10 protein-coding genes and 2 tRNA genes are annotated in these 14,533 nt (G+C 65.2%); 3 read left to right on the top strand and 9 right to left on the bottom strand.

The window, feature by feature from the left end; all coding sequences use genetic code 11:
* Positions 1-68 precede the first annotated feature (68 nt).
* The 7 genes from B7G54_RS12955 to tig form a co-directional block, all read right to left on the bottom strand.
* On the bottom strand, positions 69-2,003 hold the full coding sequence (locus B7G54_RS12955) for a SurA N-terminal domain-containing protein (protein WP_085039439.1): 1,935 nt from the start codon (positions 2,001-2,003) through the stop codon (positions 69-71).
* Between the two features lie 146 nt (positions 2,004-2,149).
* Positions 2,150-2,226 (bottom strand) — tRNA-Asp (locus B7G54_RS12950).
* Positions 2,227-2,249: 23 nt separating this feature from the next.
* Positions 2,250-2,325 (bottom strand) — tRNA-Val (locus tag B7G54_RS12945).
* 204 nt (positions 2,326-2,529) lie between these two features.
* Positions 2,530-4,953, bottom strand: a complete 2,424-nt coding sequence (lon, locus tag B7G54_RS12940) for an endopeptidase La (protein WP_011352361.1) — start codon at positions 4,951-4,953, stop codon at positions 2,530-2,532.
* Between the two features lie 197 nt (positions 4,954-5,150).
* Positions 5,151-6,422 (bottom strand): ATP-dependent Clp protease ATP-binding subunit ClpX, encoded by a 1,272-nt coding sequence (gene clpX / locus B7G54_RS12935; RefSeq protein ID WP_006489345.1) that lies wholly within the window; start codon positions 6,420-6,422, stop codon positions 5,151-5,153.
* A 165-nt stretch (positions 6,423-6,587) separates the two neighbouring features.
* Positions 6,588-7,241: an ATP-dependent Clp endopeptidase proteolytic subunit ClpP gene (gene clpP / locus B7G54_RS12930; RefSeq protein WP_006496351.1), complete on the bottom strand. Its 654-nt coding sequence runs from the start codon at positions 7,239-7,241 to the stop codon at positions 6,588-6,590.
* Positions 7,242-7,381: 140 nt separating this feature from the next.
* Positions 7,382-8,728: a trigger factor gene (tig, locus tag B7G54_RS12925; RefSeq protein WP_085039438.1), complete on the bottom strand. Its 1,347-nt coding sequence runs from the start codon at positions 8,726-8,728 to the stop codon at positions 7,382-7,384.
* Positions 8,729-9,116: 388 nt separating this feature from the next.
* Here tig and B7G54_RS12915 point away from each other — a divergent pair, with 388 nt between their 5' ends.
* Positions 9,117-10,262 carry a glycerate kinase gene (locus tag B7G54_RS12915; protein ID WP_085039437.1) on the top strand — a complete coding sequence of 382 codons (1,146 nt, stop codon included), beginning with the start codon at positions 9,117-9,119 and terminating at the stop codon, positions 10,260-10,262.
* A gap of 62 nt (positions 10,263-10,324) precedes the next feature.
* Positions 10,325-10,774 carry a MarR family winged helix-turn-helix transcriptional regulator gene (locus B7G54_RS12910; protein WP_039367176.1) on the top strand — a complete coding sequence of 150 codons (450 nt, stop codon included), beginning with the start codon at positions 10,325-10,327 and terminating at the stop codon, positions 10,772-10,774.
* A gap of 160 nt (positions 10,775-10,934) precedes the next feature.
* Here the strand turns inward: B7G54_RS12910 and B7G54_RS12905 are convergent, their stop codons facing one another.
* Together B7G54_RS12905 and B7G54_RS12900 are read right to left on the bottom strand one after the other, a co-directional pair.
* Positions 10,935-11,933, bottom strand: a complete 999-nt coding sequence (locus B7G54_RS12905; protein ID WP_085039436.1) for a 2-dehydropantoate 2-reductase — start codon at positions 11,931-11,933, stop codon at positions 10,935-10,937.
* Positions 11,934-12,032: 99 nt separating this feature from the next.
* Entirely contained in the window at positions 12,033-13,178 is a 1,146-nt protein-coding gene (locus B7G54_RS12900) for a helix-turn-helix transcriptional regulator (RefSeq protein ID WP_085039435.1), read from the bottom strand.
* Between the two features lie 302 nt (positions 13,179-13,480).
* On the opposite strand from B7G54_RS12900, the gene B7G54_RS12890 reads away from it, so the two are divergent.
* Complete coding sequence (locus B7G54_RS12890) at positions 13,481-14,527, top strand: porin (protein WP_085039433.1); 1,047 nt, start codon at positions 13,481-13,483, stop codon at positions 14,525-14,527.
* The last annotated feature ends 6 nt before the right edge of the window (positions 14,528-14,533 follow it).

Raw genomic sequence — 14,533 nt, 5'->3', positions numbered from 1 at the left:
ACGCGGTCTCACCGGAAAACAAAAAGCCCCGCACGAAGCGGGGCTTTTTGTTGCGTGCGAAACGACGCTCAGTTGCCGCCGTCCTGCGGCTGGCTGGCCGTCGTGCCGTACAGCTTCACCTTCGAACGATCGCGCAGCGCGGCGAGATACGCTTCGCCTTCGCTCTGCGCGTCGACCTGCGCCATCTGCTGCTGCGCGGCCGCCAGTTGCTGCGGATCGACCGCCGAACCCGGGATCACCGCATTCACGCGGTAGATCGCATAGCCGTCCGCGCCGAGATCGACCCCGACGTAGGCCGGCAGCGTCTTCGCGTCGACCTTGTAGACGGCGCTCAGCGCAGCCGGCGTCAGGCCCTGCGACTGCGTGCGCGATACCTTCTGTGCAACCGCGAACCCGTCGGTCGACTTCGACTTCTGCAGTTCGGCGAGCTTCGCCACACCGTCCTTCTTCGCGAGTTCCGCGGCCTGCTCGGCGACGACCTTCTGACGCACGACGTCCTTGATCGCGTCGAGTGCGGGCACGGCAGCCGGCTTGTAGTCGGTCACGCGCGCCGAGATCAGCGTGTTGTTGCCGACGTCGATCGCCTGCGTGTTGTTGTGGCTCTTCACCGAGTCGCTGGCGAACACGGCGGCCAGGAACTTCGGATTGTTCAGCGGGCTCGTCGGCGGCAGTTGCGGATTCGGCGTCGGCGTGACGGTAGCCGTCTGGATCGTCAGCTTGTACTTGTCCGCAGCCGGCTGCAGCGTCTTCGCCTTTTCGTAGACGGTGGACGTGAAGCCTTCCGCGTTGTCCGTGAACGCCTTCGATGCGTACTGCTGCTTCAGGTCGACTGCGATCTGGTCCTTCACGTCGGCGAACGGCTTGACGACCGCCGGCTTCACTTCCGTTGCCTTCAGGATGTGGAAGCCCAGATCCGACTGCACGACACCGCTCACGTCGCCCTGCTTGAGCGCGAACGCGGCATCGTCGAACGCCTTGCCGCCCGCCGTCGAGCCGCGCGTGATGAAGCCGAGGTCGCCGCCCTTCGCGGCCGACGGTGCGTCCTGCGAGCTCTTCTGCGCGATCTGCGCGAACTGATCCGGATGCGCCTTCACGTCGGCCAGCAGTTGCTCGGCCTTCGTCTTCGCAGCAGCCTTGTCGGCCGCGCTTGCGCTGCCCGCCGCGGCGATGAAGATGTGGCTCACGCGAACCTGCGCTTCGGTGCGGAAGTGCGTCGGGTTGTCGTCGTAGAACTTCTTGATGTCCGCATCGGTCGGCTGCGCGCTCGCGGCCGCTGCGGCCGGCGAATAGACGAGATACTGGATCGTCGCGGTCTCCGGCGTCGCGAAACTCTGCTTGTGCGCGTCATAGTACGCGGCAAGCTGCGCGTCGGTCGGCTGGACCTTCGCTGCGAAATCGCTCGTCTTCAGCACAAGCGCCTGCACTTCGCGCTGCTGCGCGGCGAGTTCGGACAGGCGTTGCGCGAGGCTCTTCGGCGTGAACGCGCTCGACACGATGCTGGCCGGAATCTGCTGCAGCGAGAGGCTGTAACGCACGCGCTCCTGATACTGCTCGGGCGTCATCCCCTGGAACGACAGCAGTTGCGCATAGCGCTCGACGTCGATCGTGCCGTCGGGCTTCTTCAGCGACGCGATCATCGGGTCGCTCATCAGCGCGTCGCGCACGGCGTTGTCGGATGCGGTCAGGTGCAGACGTTGGGTTTCGTCTGCCAGCACGCGTTGCTGGACCAGGCCGTCGAGCACCTGCTTGCGGTGCTCGGGCGTATCGAACATCTTGATGTCGAACTGCCCGCCGAGCGCCTGGCGCGCCTGGTCGATCTGCTGGCGGAACGCGCCGTCGAATTCGACCCGCGTGATCTTGTGCCCGTTGACTGCCGCGACGTTCGCGCTATCGTCGAAGAAGCCGCGGAAGCCTTGGATCCCGACGAAACCCAGCCCCGGCAACACGATCAGGAGCAGGAGCGCCATCATCAGGCGCTGGTGATTACGGAAGAAATCGAGCATGCGTGACGGGAAAATTGGACAAAACGACCGATATTACAACATACGGGGTGGGACGGGAGAAAAGCAGACGTGCTGCAGGCCAGTGCAATGCGACAACCGGCCGTGCAAAATAAAAAAGCCCGCACAAGGCGGGCTTCTTCATTTTCTGGCGGAGCGGACGGGACTCGAACCCGCGACCCCCGGCGTGACAGGCCGGTATTCTAACCGACTGAACTACCGCTCCTTGGTCTGGCTGAATCGTGAAACTGGTGGGTGCTGAGGGGTTCGAACCCCCGACCTACGCCTTGTAAGGGCGCCGCTCTACCAGCTGAGCTAAGCACCCGTTTCCGATTCGTTCTGGCTGCGATCTGCGTTTCGGCATCAACAACCAGCGAGCCCGCAAGTTTAATTCATCCCCGATCATTTTGCAAAGCCCGGATGTGAATTTTTTTAACGCTCGCGCTCACGATTTCAATGCGCATAAAAAAACCCGCGGCCACGCCGCGGGTTTCGTGAACAACCGCCAGGAAGGACGGCGTCGCGATGCTTAGTGCTTGACGAACTCCGTCGAGCCGGCATCCTTTGCTGCATCAGCGACCGGTGCTGCCGCCTTCGCCTCTTCTTCCGGCGGCAGCGGGGTCGGCGAACGCTCGAGCGCGAGTTCCAGCACCTTGTCGATCCAGCGGACCGGCACGATCTCGATCGCGTTCTTCACGTTGTCCGGAATCTCGGCGAGATCCTTCACGTTCTCTTCCGGGATCAGCACGAGCTTGATGCCGCCGCGATGCGCTGCGAGCAGCTTCTCCTTCAGGCCGCCGATCGGCAAAACTTCACCACGCAGCGTGATTTCGCCCGTCATCGCAACATCGGCACGCACCGGGATACCCGTCAGCACCGATACCAGCGCGGTCGTCATCGCACCGCCGGCGGACGGACCGTCCTTCGGCGTCGCGCCTTCCGGCACGTGGATGTGGATGTCCTGCTTCTCGAACGCTTCGTCCTTGATGCCGAGACGACGCGAACGCGAGCGCACGACCGAACGTGCCGCCTCGACCGACTCCTTCATCACGTCGCCCAGCGAACCGGTGCGGATCACGTTGCCCTTGCCCGGCATCACCGCGGCTTCGATCGTCAGCAAATCGCCGCCGACTTCCGTCCACGCGAGGCCCGTCACCTGACCGACCTGGTTTTCCTTCGCTGCGAGGCCGAAGTCGTACTTGCGCACGCCGAGGAACGTGTCGAGGTTTTCGCCATCGACCTTGATCGCGCCCGATGCCTTCTTCAGCAGCAGCATCTTCACGACCTTGCGGCAGATCTTCGACACTTCCCGCTCGAGCGAACGCACACCGGCTTCGCGCGTGTAGTAGCGGATGATGTCGCGGATCGCCTGCTCGGTGACCTCGATCTCGCCTTCCTTCAGCCCGTTGTTCTTCTTCTGCTTCGGCAGCAGGTAACGCTGGGCAATGCTGACCTTCTCGTCTTCCGTGTAGCCCGACAGACGGATCACTTCCATCCGGTCGAGCAGCGGCGGCGGGATGTTCAGCGAGTTCGACGTCGCGACGAACATCACGTCCGACAGGTCGAAGTCGACTTCGATGTAGTGGTCGGCGAACGTGTGGTTCTGTTCCGGATCGAGCACTTCGAGCAGCGCCGACGACGGATCGCCGCGGAAATCCATGCCCATCTTGTCGACTTCGTCGAGCAGGAAGAGCGGATTGCGCACGCCGACCTTCGTCAGGCTCTGCAGGATCTTGCCCGGCATCGAACCGATGTACGTACGGCGGTGGCCGCGGATCTCGGCTTCGTCACGCACGCCGCCGAGCGCCATGCGGACGAACTTGCGGTTCGTCGCACGGGCGATCGACTGGCCGAGCGAGGTCTTGCCGACGCCCGGAGGCCCGACGAGGCACAGGATCGGCGCCTTGACCTTGTCCACGCGCTGTTGCACCGCGAGATACTCGAGGATCCGTTCCTTGACCTTCTCGAGGCCGAAGTGATCCTCGTCGAGCACCTGCTCGGCGTTCGACAGGTCGTTGTTGACCTTGCTCTTCTTGCGCCACGGCAGGCCGATCAGCGTGTCGATGTAGTTGCGCACGACGGTGGCTTCCGCCGACATCGGCGACATCAGCTTCAGCTTCTTCAGCTCGGCGTCGGCCTTCTTCTTCGCTTCCTTCGGCATGCGCGCGGCGTTGATGCGCTTCTCGAGCTCCTCGAGATCGGCACCCTCTTCGCCTTCGCCCAGTTCCTTCTGGATCGCCTTGACCTGTTCGTTCAGGTAGTACTCGCGCTGGCTCTTTTCCATCTGGCGCTTCACGCGCCCGCGGATGCGCTTTTCGACCTGCAGGATGTCGATCTCGGCTTCGAGCTGCGCGAGCAGGTGCTCGAGGCGCTCGATGACCGGGAACATCTCGAGGATGTGCTGCTTCTGGTCGAGCTTCAGCGGCAGGCGCTCGGCGATCATGTCGGCGAGGCGGCCCGCTTCGTCGATGCCCGACAGCGACGTGAGGATCTCCGGCGGGATCTTCTTGTTCAGCTTCACGTACTGGTCGAACTGCGACACGATCGCGCGGCGCAGCGCTTCCGTTTCCGCGCTGTCGGCGTGATCGGGCTCGAGCGGCATCACTTCGCAGGAGAACTGCGTCTCCTGTTCTTCGATCGACAACGCCTTCGCTCGCTGCAGGCCCTCGACGAGCACCTTCACGGTGCCGTCCGGCAGCTTCAGCATCTGCAGGATGTTGGCGATACAACCGACCTCGTACATGTCCTTTTCGGTCGGTTCGTCCTTGGCCGCGGTTTTCTGGGCGACGAGCATGATGTGCTTGCCGCCTTCCATCGCTGCTTCGAGGGCCTTGATCGATTTCGGCCGGCCCACGAAGAGCGGAATCACCATGTGCGGGAAAACGACGACATCCCGCAGCGGCAGCAGCGGGAGCGTGATGCGTTCCGGCGGGAGAAGTTGGGTGCCTGACATTTCATTTCCCCATGAGTGGAATCAATTGTTCGGTAATTGAGGCCGCCACAACGAATTGCAAGCCTTCAAGTGCGGGAAATATTCGGTAAGAAAGTAACCACCGCGTGTCGAGTCAGAGTTACCCACAAGATAAACGAAAAAAAGCCGCCCACGGTCTCATGAACGGCCTTTTTCGCAGAACATCGTCGGCAAGCCGGTCAGTTCGAACCCGCCACCTTCGGCGTGTCCTCGTAGATCAGCAAAGGCTTGCCGTCGCCATCGATGACATTCTCGTCGATGATGACTTTGCTGACCCCTTTCATCGTCGGCAGCTCGTACATCACATCGAGCAACGCCTGTTCGATGATCGAACGCAAACCGCGCGCGCCGGTCTTGCGGCGGATCGCCTTGCGGGCGACTGCCTGCAGTGCGCCCGGCCGGATTTCCAGCTCGACGCGCTCCATCGCGAACAGCTTGTGATACTGCTTGACGAGCGCGTTCTTCGGCTCGACCAGGATCTTCATCAGCGCGGCTTCATCGAGCTTGCCGAGCGTCGCGACCACCGGCAGGCGGCCGATCAATTCGGGGATCAGACCGAATTTGATCAGGTCTTCCGGTTCCGTTTCGCGCAGCACTTCGCCCGCGTCGCGTTCCTGCTTGCTCTTGACCGTCGCGCCGAAGCCAATGCCGGTTTTCTCGGTACGATCGGTGATCACCTTTTCGAGGCCATCGAACGCACCGCCGCAGATGAACAGGATGTTGGTCGTGTCGACCTGGATGAAATCCTGGTTCGGATGCTTGCGGCCACCCTGCGGCGGCACCGACGCCATCGTGCCTTCGACGAGCTTCAGCAGCGCCTGCTGGACGCCCTCGCCCGACACGTCGCGCGTGATCGACGGGTTGTCCGACTTGCGGCTGATCTTGTCGATTTCATCGATGTAGACGATCCCGCGCTGGGCCTTGTCGACCTCGTAGTTGCAGTTCTGCAACAGCTTCTGGATGATGTTCTCGACGTCTTCGCCGACGTAGCCGGCTTCGGTCAATGTCGTCGCATCGGCGATCACGAACGGCACGTTGAGCAACCGCGCGAGCGTCTGCGCGAGCAGCGTCTTGCCGGAGCCCGTCGGGCCGATCAGCAGGATGTTGCTCTTCGACAGCTCGACGTCGTCCTTCTTGTCGAGATGCTTCAGGCGCTTGTAGTGGTTGTACACGGCCACCGCGAGGATCTTCTTCGCGCGCTCCTGCCCGATCACGTACTGATCGAGGATGTCGCGAATTTCCTGCGGGCTCGGCAGATCCGACCGGGACAGGCTGGCCTCGACGCCGGCGGCAGCCGCCTCGTCGCGAATAATTTCGTTGCAGAGGTCGATGCATTCATCGCAGATGAACACCGACGGGCCCGCGATGAGTTTTTTCACCTCATGCTGGCTCTTCCCGCAAAACGAGCAATACAACAGCTTCTCGCTGTTCGAACCTTTTTTGTCCGCCATGAATGTAGAGCCTCCGGACAGGTAAATGACATGATACGCCGAATGCTCCAAAGGCCGCGCCTAGGGCGCGACCGGAGCCGGCTGGATGCGATTGCCGCAGATGCTCAAGGCACTCGGGACATTGCAGGGGGCGCCGCTCGAATCGGGGCGGCACCCCACTTAAATTCAGGGACGCTTCAGCAGCACCTGGTCGATCAGCCCGTACGCCTTCGCGTCCTCGCTCGACATGAAGTTATCACGGTCGGTGTCGCGCGCGATGCGCTCGACGTCCTGGCCCGTATGTTGCGCGAGCAGGTTGTTCAGCCGTTCCTTCAGGTAGAGGATTTCGCGTGCCTGGATCTCGATGTCGGATGCCTGGCCGCGTGCGCCGCCGAGCGGCTGGTGAATCATCACGCGCGAGTTCGGCAGCGCGAAACGCTTGCCCTTCGCACCCGACGCGAGCAGGAACGCGCCCATGCTGGCCGCGAGGCCCATGCAGAGGGTCGACACGTCCGGCTTGATGAACTGCATCGTGTCGTAGATCGCCATGCCGGCCGACACCGACCCGCCCGGGCTGTTGATGTACAGGCTGATGTCCTTGTCGGGATTCTCGCTCTCGAGGAACAACAATTGCGCAACCACGAGGTTGGCGGTCTGGTCGTTCACTTCGCCGACCATGAACACCAGGCGCTCCTTCAGGAGACGCGAGTAGATATCGTACGAACGCTCGCCGCGGCCGCTCGTTTCGACGACGATCGGCACCAGCCCCAGTGCTTGCGCCTCGAAACCCTGCGGCGCGTTCGAAGCAAGCATGTCCAGCAATTCAGCGCGAGTGATCATTCAATGAACCTTGTTCGAATGGAAAATTGAACGGAAGGAAGCCGCCCGCTCAATCGCCATATTAATGGCAACCGTGCGCTTGACGTAAAAACGGCGTGCGGGCCGTCGCTCCGACAGCCGGCACGCCGCTAGAGCAACACTTACGCTTGCGCCGATGCGCTCGCGAGTGCCTCGAAGCTCACTTCCTTGTCCGTCACCTTTGCCTTGCCCAGCACGAAGTCGACGACGTTGCTTTCAACGACGAACGCTTCCATCTCGGCGAGGCGCTGCTGGTTCGAATAATACCAGCGGACCACTTCCTTCGGGTCTTCGTAGCTCTTCGCGAATTCGTCGACTTCCGCACGGATCTGTTCCGGCTTCGCTTCCAGGCTGTTCGACTTCACCAGCTCGGCCAGCACGAGGCCCAGCTTCACGCGACGCTCTGCCTGCTCGGCGAACATCTCGGCCGGGATCGGTGCGTCCTTCGCGTTCGGCACGCCGCGCTGCGCCAGATCCTGGCGAGCCATTTCGACGAGGCGTTGCTGGTCCTGCTCGATCAGCGCCTTCGGCACGTCGAGTTCGGAAATCTTCAGCAGCGCGTCCATCACCTGGTTCTTGACGATCGACTGCGTGCGGCGCTTCGCTTCGCGCTCGAGGTTTTCCTTGATCTCGGCACGCATCTTCGTGAGATCGCCGTCTTCGATGCCGAGCGACTTCGCGAATTCGCCGTCGATTTCCGGCAGGTGCGGCCACTCGATCTTCTTCATCGTGACCGTGAACTGGGCCGTTTTGCCGGCCACGTCCTTGCCGTGGTAGTCGTCCGGGAACTTCAGGTCGAACGTGCGTGCCTCGCCGACCTTCAGGCCGAGCGCCGCCGTTTCGAATTCCGGCAGCATGCGGCCTTCGCCGAGCACGAACGGGAAGTCTTCGGCCGTGCCGCCCTGGAACGCGACGTCGTCGATCTTGCCGACGAAGTCGACCGTCACGCGGTCGCCGTTCTTCGCTGCGGTGTCCGCGCCGCCGTCGCCGTGCTCGCCGGCTTCGCCACGTGCGTGGAAGTGCACGCGCTGCTTGCGCAGGATGTCCAGCGTGCGATCGATTTCGGCGTCGCCGATCGACGTCGTCGAGCGCTCGACTTCAGCCGTCGCCAGATCGCCGATCTTCACTTCCGGGTAGACCTCGAACGTCGCGTCGAACGCGTATGCATCTTCAGCCTGCTCCTGCTTCGGCTCGAAGCTCGGCTGGCCAGCGACGCGCAGGTTTTCCGCGCGGCTGATCGTGAAGAATTCCTGGCCGATCTTGTCGCTCAGCACTTCCGCTTCGACCTGACCCGCGTACTGTTGCGCGACCATCTTCAGCGGCACCTTGCCCGGGCGGAAACCCGGCATGCGCACGTTCTTCGCGAGTTTCTGGATACGGGCGTCGATTTCCTTCTGCACGGTGTCTTTCGGCAGGGAAATCGTCACGCGGCGTTCAAGCTTGCCGAGGTTCTCAACAACGTTAGCCATGGCTTCAATCGTCCTAAAATTATTCGAGCGAATCGGGTTTTCCTTGCCGTGCCTGCCTGCGGCGTGATGTGCGTCACATCCACTCGCCGCGCCGGAGCGCCACGCCATCCCTGCACGCGCCGGATGGCTAGCGCAAGCGGCTCGGAGCACGGCTTTGGCCGGAAGAATCGACTATTCTAGCAAACAATTTTCCTCACACCGCCAGATCGGCGCGATGCGCATGCGTCTGCGCCGCCTCGACAGCCCTTTGCACGGCAATGCGCGCGGATCGCCGCTATGCCGCACACCGTATCCACCCCGGGCCCGCCATCCTGTAAGCTCCGATTGAGGGGCCGCCGCCGTCGCGGCCCCGGCATTCCTCACACCAATTACGCCTTCCGGAGACACCATGCCGCAACACCCGTCCGCGCCTGTCGTCGTCATCGCGCCCGATTCGTTCAAAGGCTCGCTTTCCGCCGAGCAGGTCGCGGACGCGATCGCCACCGGCATCCGCCGCGCCCGGCCCGACGCCGTCGTGCGCTGCTGCCCGATGGCCGACGGCGGTGAAGGCACGCTCGACGCGATGCTGGCAGGCGGCGGCACGCGGCGTGCGCTGCGGGTGGCCGGCGCGTCGCTTGCGGCACGCGACGCGGCGGTCGGCGTGATCGACGCGCGCACCGCGATCGTCGAGACGGCCGAGATCGTCGGCATTACGGATCCGGTCGGGATGAGCGTGCCGGTCGACGCGCGCAGCACGCGCGGGATGGGCGAGGCGATCCGCACGCTGCTCGACGAAGGCGTGCGCCGCTTCTTCGTCGCGCTCGGCGGCAGCAGCACCAACGACGCAGGCGCCGGGCTGCTCGCAGGCCTCGGCCTGCAGTGCTTCGACACGGCCGGCGAGCCGGTCGAACCGGTGCCGTCGCGGCTCGCCGACATCGCGCGCGTCGATGCGTCGGGGCTCGACCCGCGCCTGAAGGAAACCGAATTCATCGGCATGTCCGACGTCGACAACCCGCTGACGGGCGCACACGGCGCGACCGCCGTGTTCGGCCCGCAAAAGGGTGTGACGCCCGAGCAGGTTGCGGCCCTCGACACCGCCCTCGCCCGCTTCGCCGACCTGCTCGAAACCGCGTTCGACCGGCGCTGCCGCGACCTGCCAGGCGCCGGTGCCGCGGGCGGCCTCGGGTTCGCGCTGCACATGCTCGACGCCCAGTTCGAAGCGGGCGCCGAAGTGGTCGCGCGGCAGGTCGGGCTCGACGCAGCGCTCGCCGGCGCCGACTGGCTGATCACCGGCGAAGGCCGCTCCGACGTGCAGACGCTGCACGGCAAGGCGCCGTTCATCGCGTGCCGCCACGCGCAAGCCGCGAGCGTGCCCGCGTCGCTGCTGTCGGGCGCGGTCGATCCGGCCGCGCTGCCGCGCCTGTCCGAACATTTTTCCGGCTGCTTCTCGCCGGCTCCCGGGCCGATCACGCTCGACGTCGCGATCCGCGACGCGGCCAATCTGCTCGCGAACGAAGCGGAGCAATTGACACGCCTGAAGTACGGCGCACACTGACCGTTGACCCGAGCGCGCGATACAGGAACAATCGGGCCCGCCCATTTTCTTCAGGATTCGACATGAAAGGCCGTCAAGCCGGGCTCGATCAGTTTCTGACCTATCGCCTCCACGCGCTCACGAAGCGATCCGACCGCGGGATCGGCGAGGTGTACCGGCACAAGCTCGACATCTCGCTGCCCGAGGCGCGCGTGATCGCCGCCGTCGGCGCCTTCGGCCCGTTCTCGATCATGGATCTCGCGCGCCACACCAATCTCGACAAGAGCCAGGCGAGCCGGGCAGCCGAAGCGCTGCTGCGCCAGGGACTGCTCGAACGCAGTGCGAGCGAGGAAGATGGCCGGATCGTGCTGATCGCGCTGACCGCCGACGGCCGCGCACTGCATCGCAAGATCATGCCGATCGTGCGCAAGTGGAACGACGGCTTGCTCGCATGCCTGTCCGACAGCGAACGCCAGACGTTCGAGCGGCTGCTCGACAAGGTCGTCGCGCACGCGACCGAGCGGGACGACTGAGCGGCAACACGGGCACGGCGCCCCTGTATTGATCTGATGAATTCGACGGGCCGCCCCGGTCGCCTCACCCGCGACGCGGGCGGCCCGCTTTGCGTCATGCGCTGCGCACGGAAAGCGGCTCGCCTCACCGGCGTTGCGCATGGCAGCCGCCCGGCACGCGTTACAGCCCGCTGTTCGTCGCGCGCTGCCGGAGCAGCCCGAGCACCGCGTCGCAATACAGCGTCGGCACGCCAAGCTTGCGCCCGAGTTCGGGAAACACGCCGAGGATCGGCCCGATCTCGAGCGCGCGCCCTGCCTCGAAATCCTGCAGCATCGACGTCTTGAACGCACCGAGCCTGCGCGTGACCGCGATCCGCTCGGGCCCGCTCATCCCTGTCGACAGGCCAAGCTTCGCGCCGATCGCGGCCGCCTCCTCCATCATCCGCAGCGCGAGATCCCGCGTGAACGGATCGTCGAGCAGTTGCTCGGCCGTCGACCCCGTCAGCGCGCTCAGCGGATTCATGTTCATGTTGCCCCACAGCTTCGTCCATATCTCGGTCCGGATCGCGGGCGTCGACTCGACATCGAACCCGCCCGCCGCGAGCGCCGCGGCGAACCGGGCGGTGGCCGTGTCGAGCCGCGCATCGGGTGCACCGACGATCAGCCGGTTGCCGCGCCCGCGGCGCACGATGCCCGGCGCGTCGGTACTTGACGACAAGTGCACGACGCAGCCGATCGCCTGTGCAGGCGGCAACGCGGCCGACACCGCACCGGCCGGGTCGACCGCGTCGAGCGGCACGCCGTCGAGCGCCCCTTCGAGCCCGTGCGTGAACCACCACGGCAACCCGTTCATCGCCGCGACGATCACGGTGTCCGGCCCGACCAGCGGCGCAATGCGCGCGGCCAGCGCCGGCAGCGCCTGCGCCTTCAGCGCGATCACCACGTAATCCTGCACGCCGAGTGCGGCCGCATCGTCGCTCGCTCGCACCGGCACCGACGACGTCGCGCCCGCCTCGTCGATCACGCGCACGCCCTGCGTGTTCAGTGCGTCGAGCGTCGCGCCGCGCGCATACGCGCTCACGGCCATGCCGGAGCGCGACAGCGCGGCCGCGAGCAATCCGCCGATCGCGCCGACCCCGACCACCGCCGCGCGCACCGACCCTGAATTCGTGTCGTTCATGATGGAATTCCGTCTCCTGAGAGCTGACGAGCATAACGCTCAATGGTTGCGGGCACAACCATTCGCGCGACTGCGCGCAATGCGCGGCGTTCGTCCGATTCAGCGCGGCTCGCCACCGGCTTCCACCGGCTCGTCGCCGGCCGCGCCGCCTGTCGCGCCGAGCACGCCGGCGATCTGGCTCTTGTCGTGCATGCCGAGCTTGCGGTACGCGCAACGCAGGTAGTGGCGCACGGTCGTTGGCGAAATCGCCATCTGTTGCGCGACCTCCTTATGCGAGCGCCCTGCGCCGTAATAGCGGATCGCCGCAAGCTCGCGCGGGCTCAGGCGGTCGAGCAGCGAGCGCGGCCGCGCCTCGATCTGAAACAGCCCCGCCACCGGCACGCACTGGATCCGCAGCGCATCGCCGACGAACGGCTGGCCCGGCTGGCGCCGCAGGTGCGCGACGAGCGGCTCCGGCACGCGGGCCCCGGCCCAGGCCGGCCATTCGGTGCGCAGCACGTCGTCGAAACCCTGATCGGCGTGATGGAGCACGCCGAAGTTGTCGCACAGTGCGCGCACCGCCGGTGCAACCGCATCGCCGCGCTCGCGCGTGAGCTGCGCGGCGCGATTGATCGTCAGCGCCGCCGCGAGATGCGGAATCACTTCCTCGAAACGGCGTGCATCGTCGTCGCTGAACGGGCGATTCAAGCCCTGGCGGTAGATCGACATGAACGTCGTCAAACCGAAACGGCGATCGAGCGTACACACGCACATCAGCTGCGCGAGCCCGTACTTCACGCACCAGTCGCGAAACCGGGCATCGAGCCCCGGTTCGACGACCGACAGCCGCACCGCGTGGCCGTGCGCGCCGCGCAGCGTGCGGTGCGCGAGCGGGTCGCAATCGCGCACGCGCTTCCAGTCGCTGAAGAACGCGTGCGGCAGGTGGTACAGAAAGCTGTTGTGCATCACCGGGCCGGTCGGCACATGGGTCGCGACACCCGTCCATGCGGCGTCGAACGGAATGAGCGCCTGCAGCAGCGAGAAGAAGCGGTATTCGAATTCGCCGATGCCGGACCGCGCAGCAACCGCATACAGGTCGAGCAACATCAGCCCGAGTTCGCGCTGCGATGCGTCGCCGCGCGTGACGCCGTCGAAATCGGCGCGCCGGGACGGCAGCGGCGGCCAGGCGAAGTCGTCGAGCACGATGGCGGCCGGCACGTCGCGCAGCGCATCGAGATCCTGCCCGATATCCGTCGTGATCCTCACCTTCCGCTCCCCTGCCCGATCGGGCTGCTGATGTGCGCAACGACACCGGCCGATTATAGCGAGCGGCTTTTTTGACGGGCCACGGTGCCGGAACGGTCGCCAGCCCCATCCATTTGAACGGTGCGCGGCACGTTGCTGCCCCGCAGCACGACGCGCCACGCCGGCGCGCCGCGTGCATGCCGCGCACCGCGGGTTTTCCGCACCGTTCATCTGTACGACTGTTCGAAGGTTTTCCCGCTGCGGACACTGCGTCGCGACAACACCAGCGACACACCGATGCAGGACGGCATGGAGAACCCCACGTGACGAAACCCCGCTTCATCCGCACGGCCGCGGCCGTCGCGACGCTTGCCGCATGCAGCGCCGCCGCGCACGCGCAGTCGACCCTCACGCTGTACGGCGCGCTCGACGCCGGCGTGCAATACCTGACGCACGCCGACGGGCGCCACTCGGCCGTGCAATTGCAGAACTACGGCATCCTGCCTTCGCAGATCGGGCTGAAGGGCCACGAGGATCTCGGCGGCGGGTGGCGGGCGCTGTTCAAGCTCGAACAGGGCCTCAACCTCAACGACGGCACCGCGACCGTGCCCGGCTATGCGTTCTTCCGCGGCGCGTACGTCGGCATCGCGGGGCCCGTCGGCACCGTCACGCTCGGCCGGCAGTTCAGCGTGCTGTTCGACAAGACGCTGTTCTACGACCCGCTCTGGTATGCGTCGTACAGCGGCCAGGGCGTGCTCGTGCCGATGAATGCGAACTTCATCGACCACTCGGTCAAGTACCAGTCGCCGACATTCGCCGGCTTCGATGTCGAAGCGCTTGCCGCGACGTCCGGCGTCGCCGGCAATACGCGCGCCGGACGCGTGCTCGAACTCGGCGGCCAGTACACGAGCAACGGCCTGTCGGTCGGCGCGGTGCTGCATCAGTCGCACGGCGACGTTGCGGCGGCCGACGACACGTCGGCGCGCCGCCGCGAACTCGGCACGCTCGCCGCGCGCTATGCGTTCGCCGCATTGCCGCTCACCGTCTACGCGGGTGTCGAACGCCTGACCGGCGACCTCGACGCGGCGCGCACGATCGTCTGGGGCGGCGCGCGCTACCTGACATCGAACGGGATCGGCCTGAACGCGGGCGTCTACCACACCGACTCGCGCACGCCGGCAATCGGCCACCCGACGCTGTTCATCGCGAGCACCACGTATGCGCTGTCGAAACGCACCGTCGCCTACGTGAACCTCGGTTACGCACGCAACAGCGGCCAGAGTTCCCAGACCGTCTACGAATACGACCCGACGCCGCTCGCCGGCGCATCGCAGTTCGGCGCGATGGTCGGCATGTACCACCTGTTCTGACTCCTC

This window comes from Burkholderia puraquae, assembly GCF_002099195.1.
Taxonomy (GTDB): Bacteria; Pseudomonadota; Gammaproteobacteria; order Burkholderiales; family Burkholderiaceae; genus Burkholderia; species Burkholderia puraquae.
This window is presented reverse-complemented; position numbering and strand designations above follow the sequence as displayed.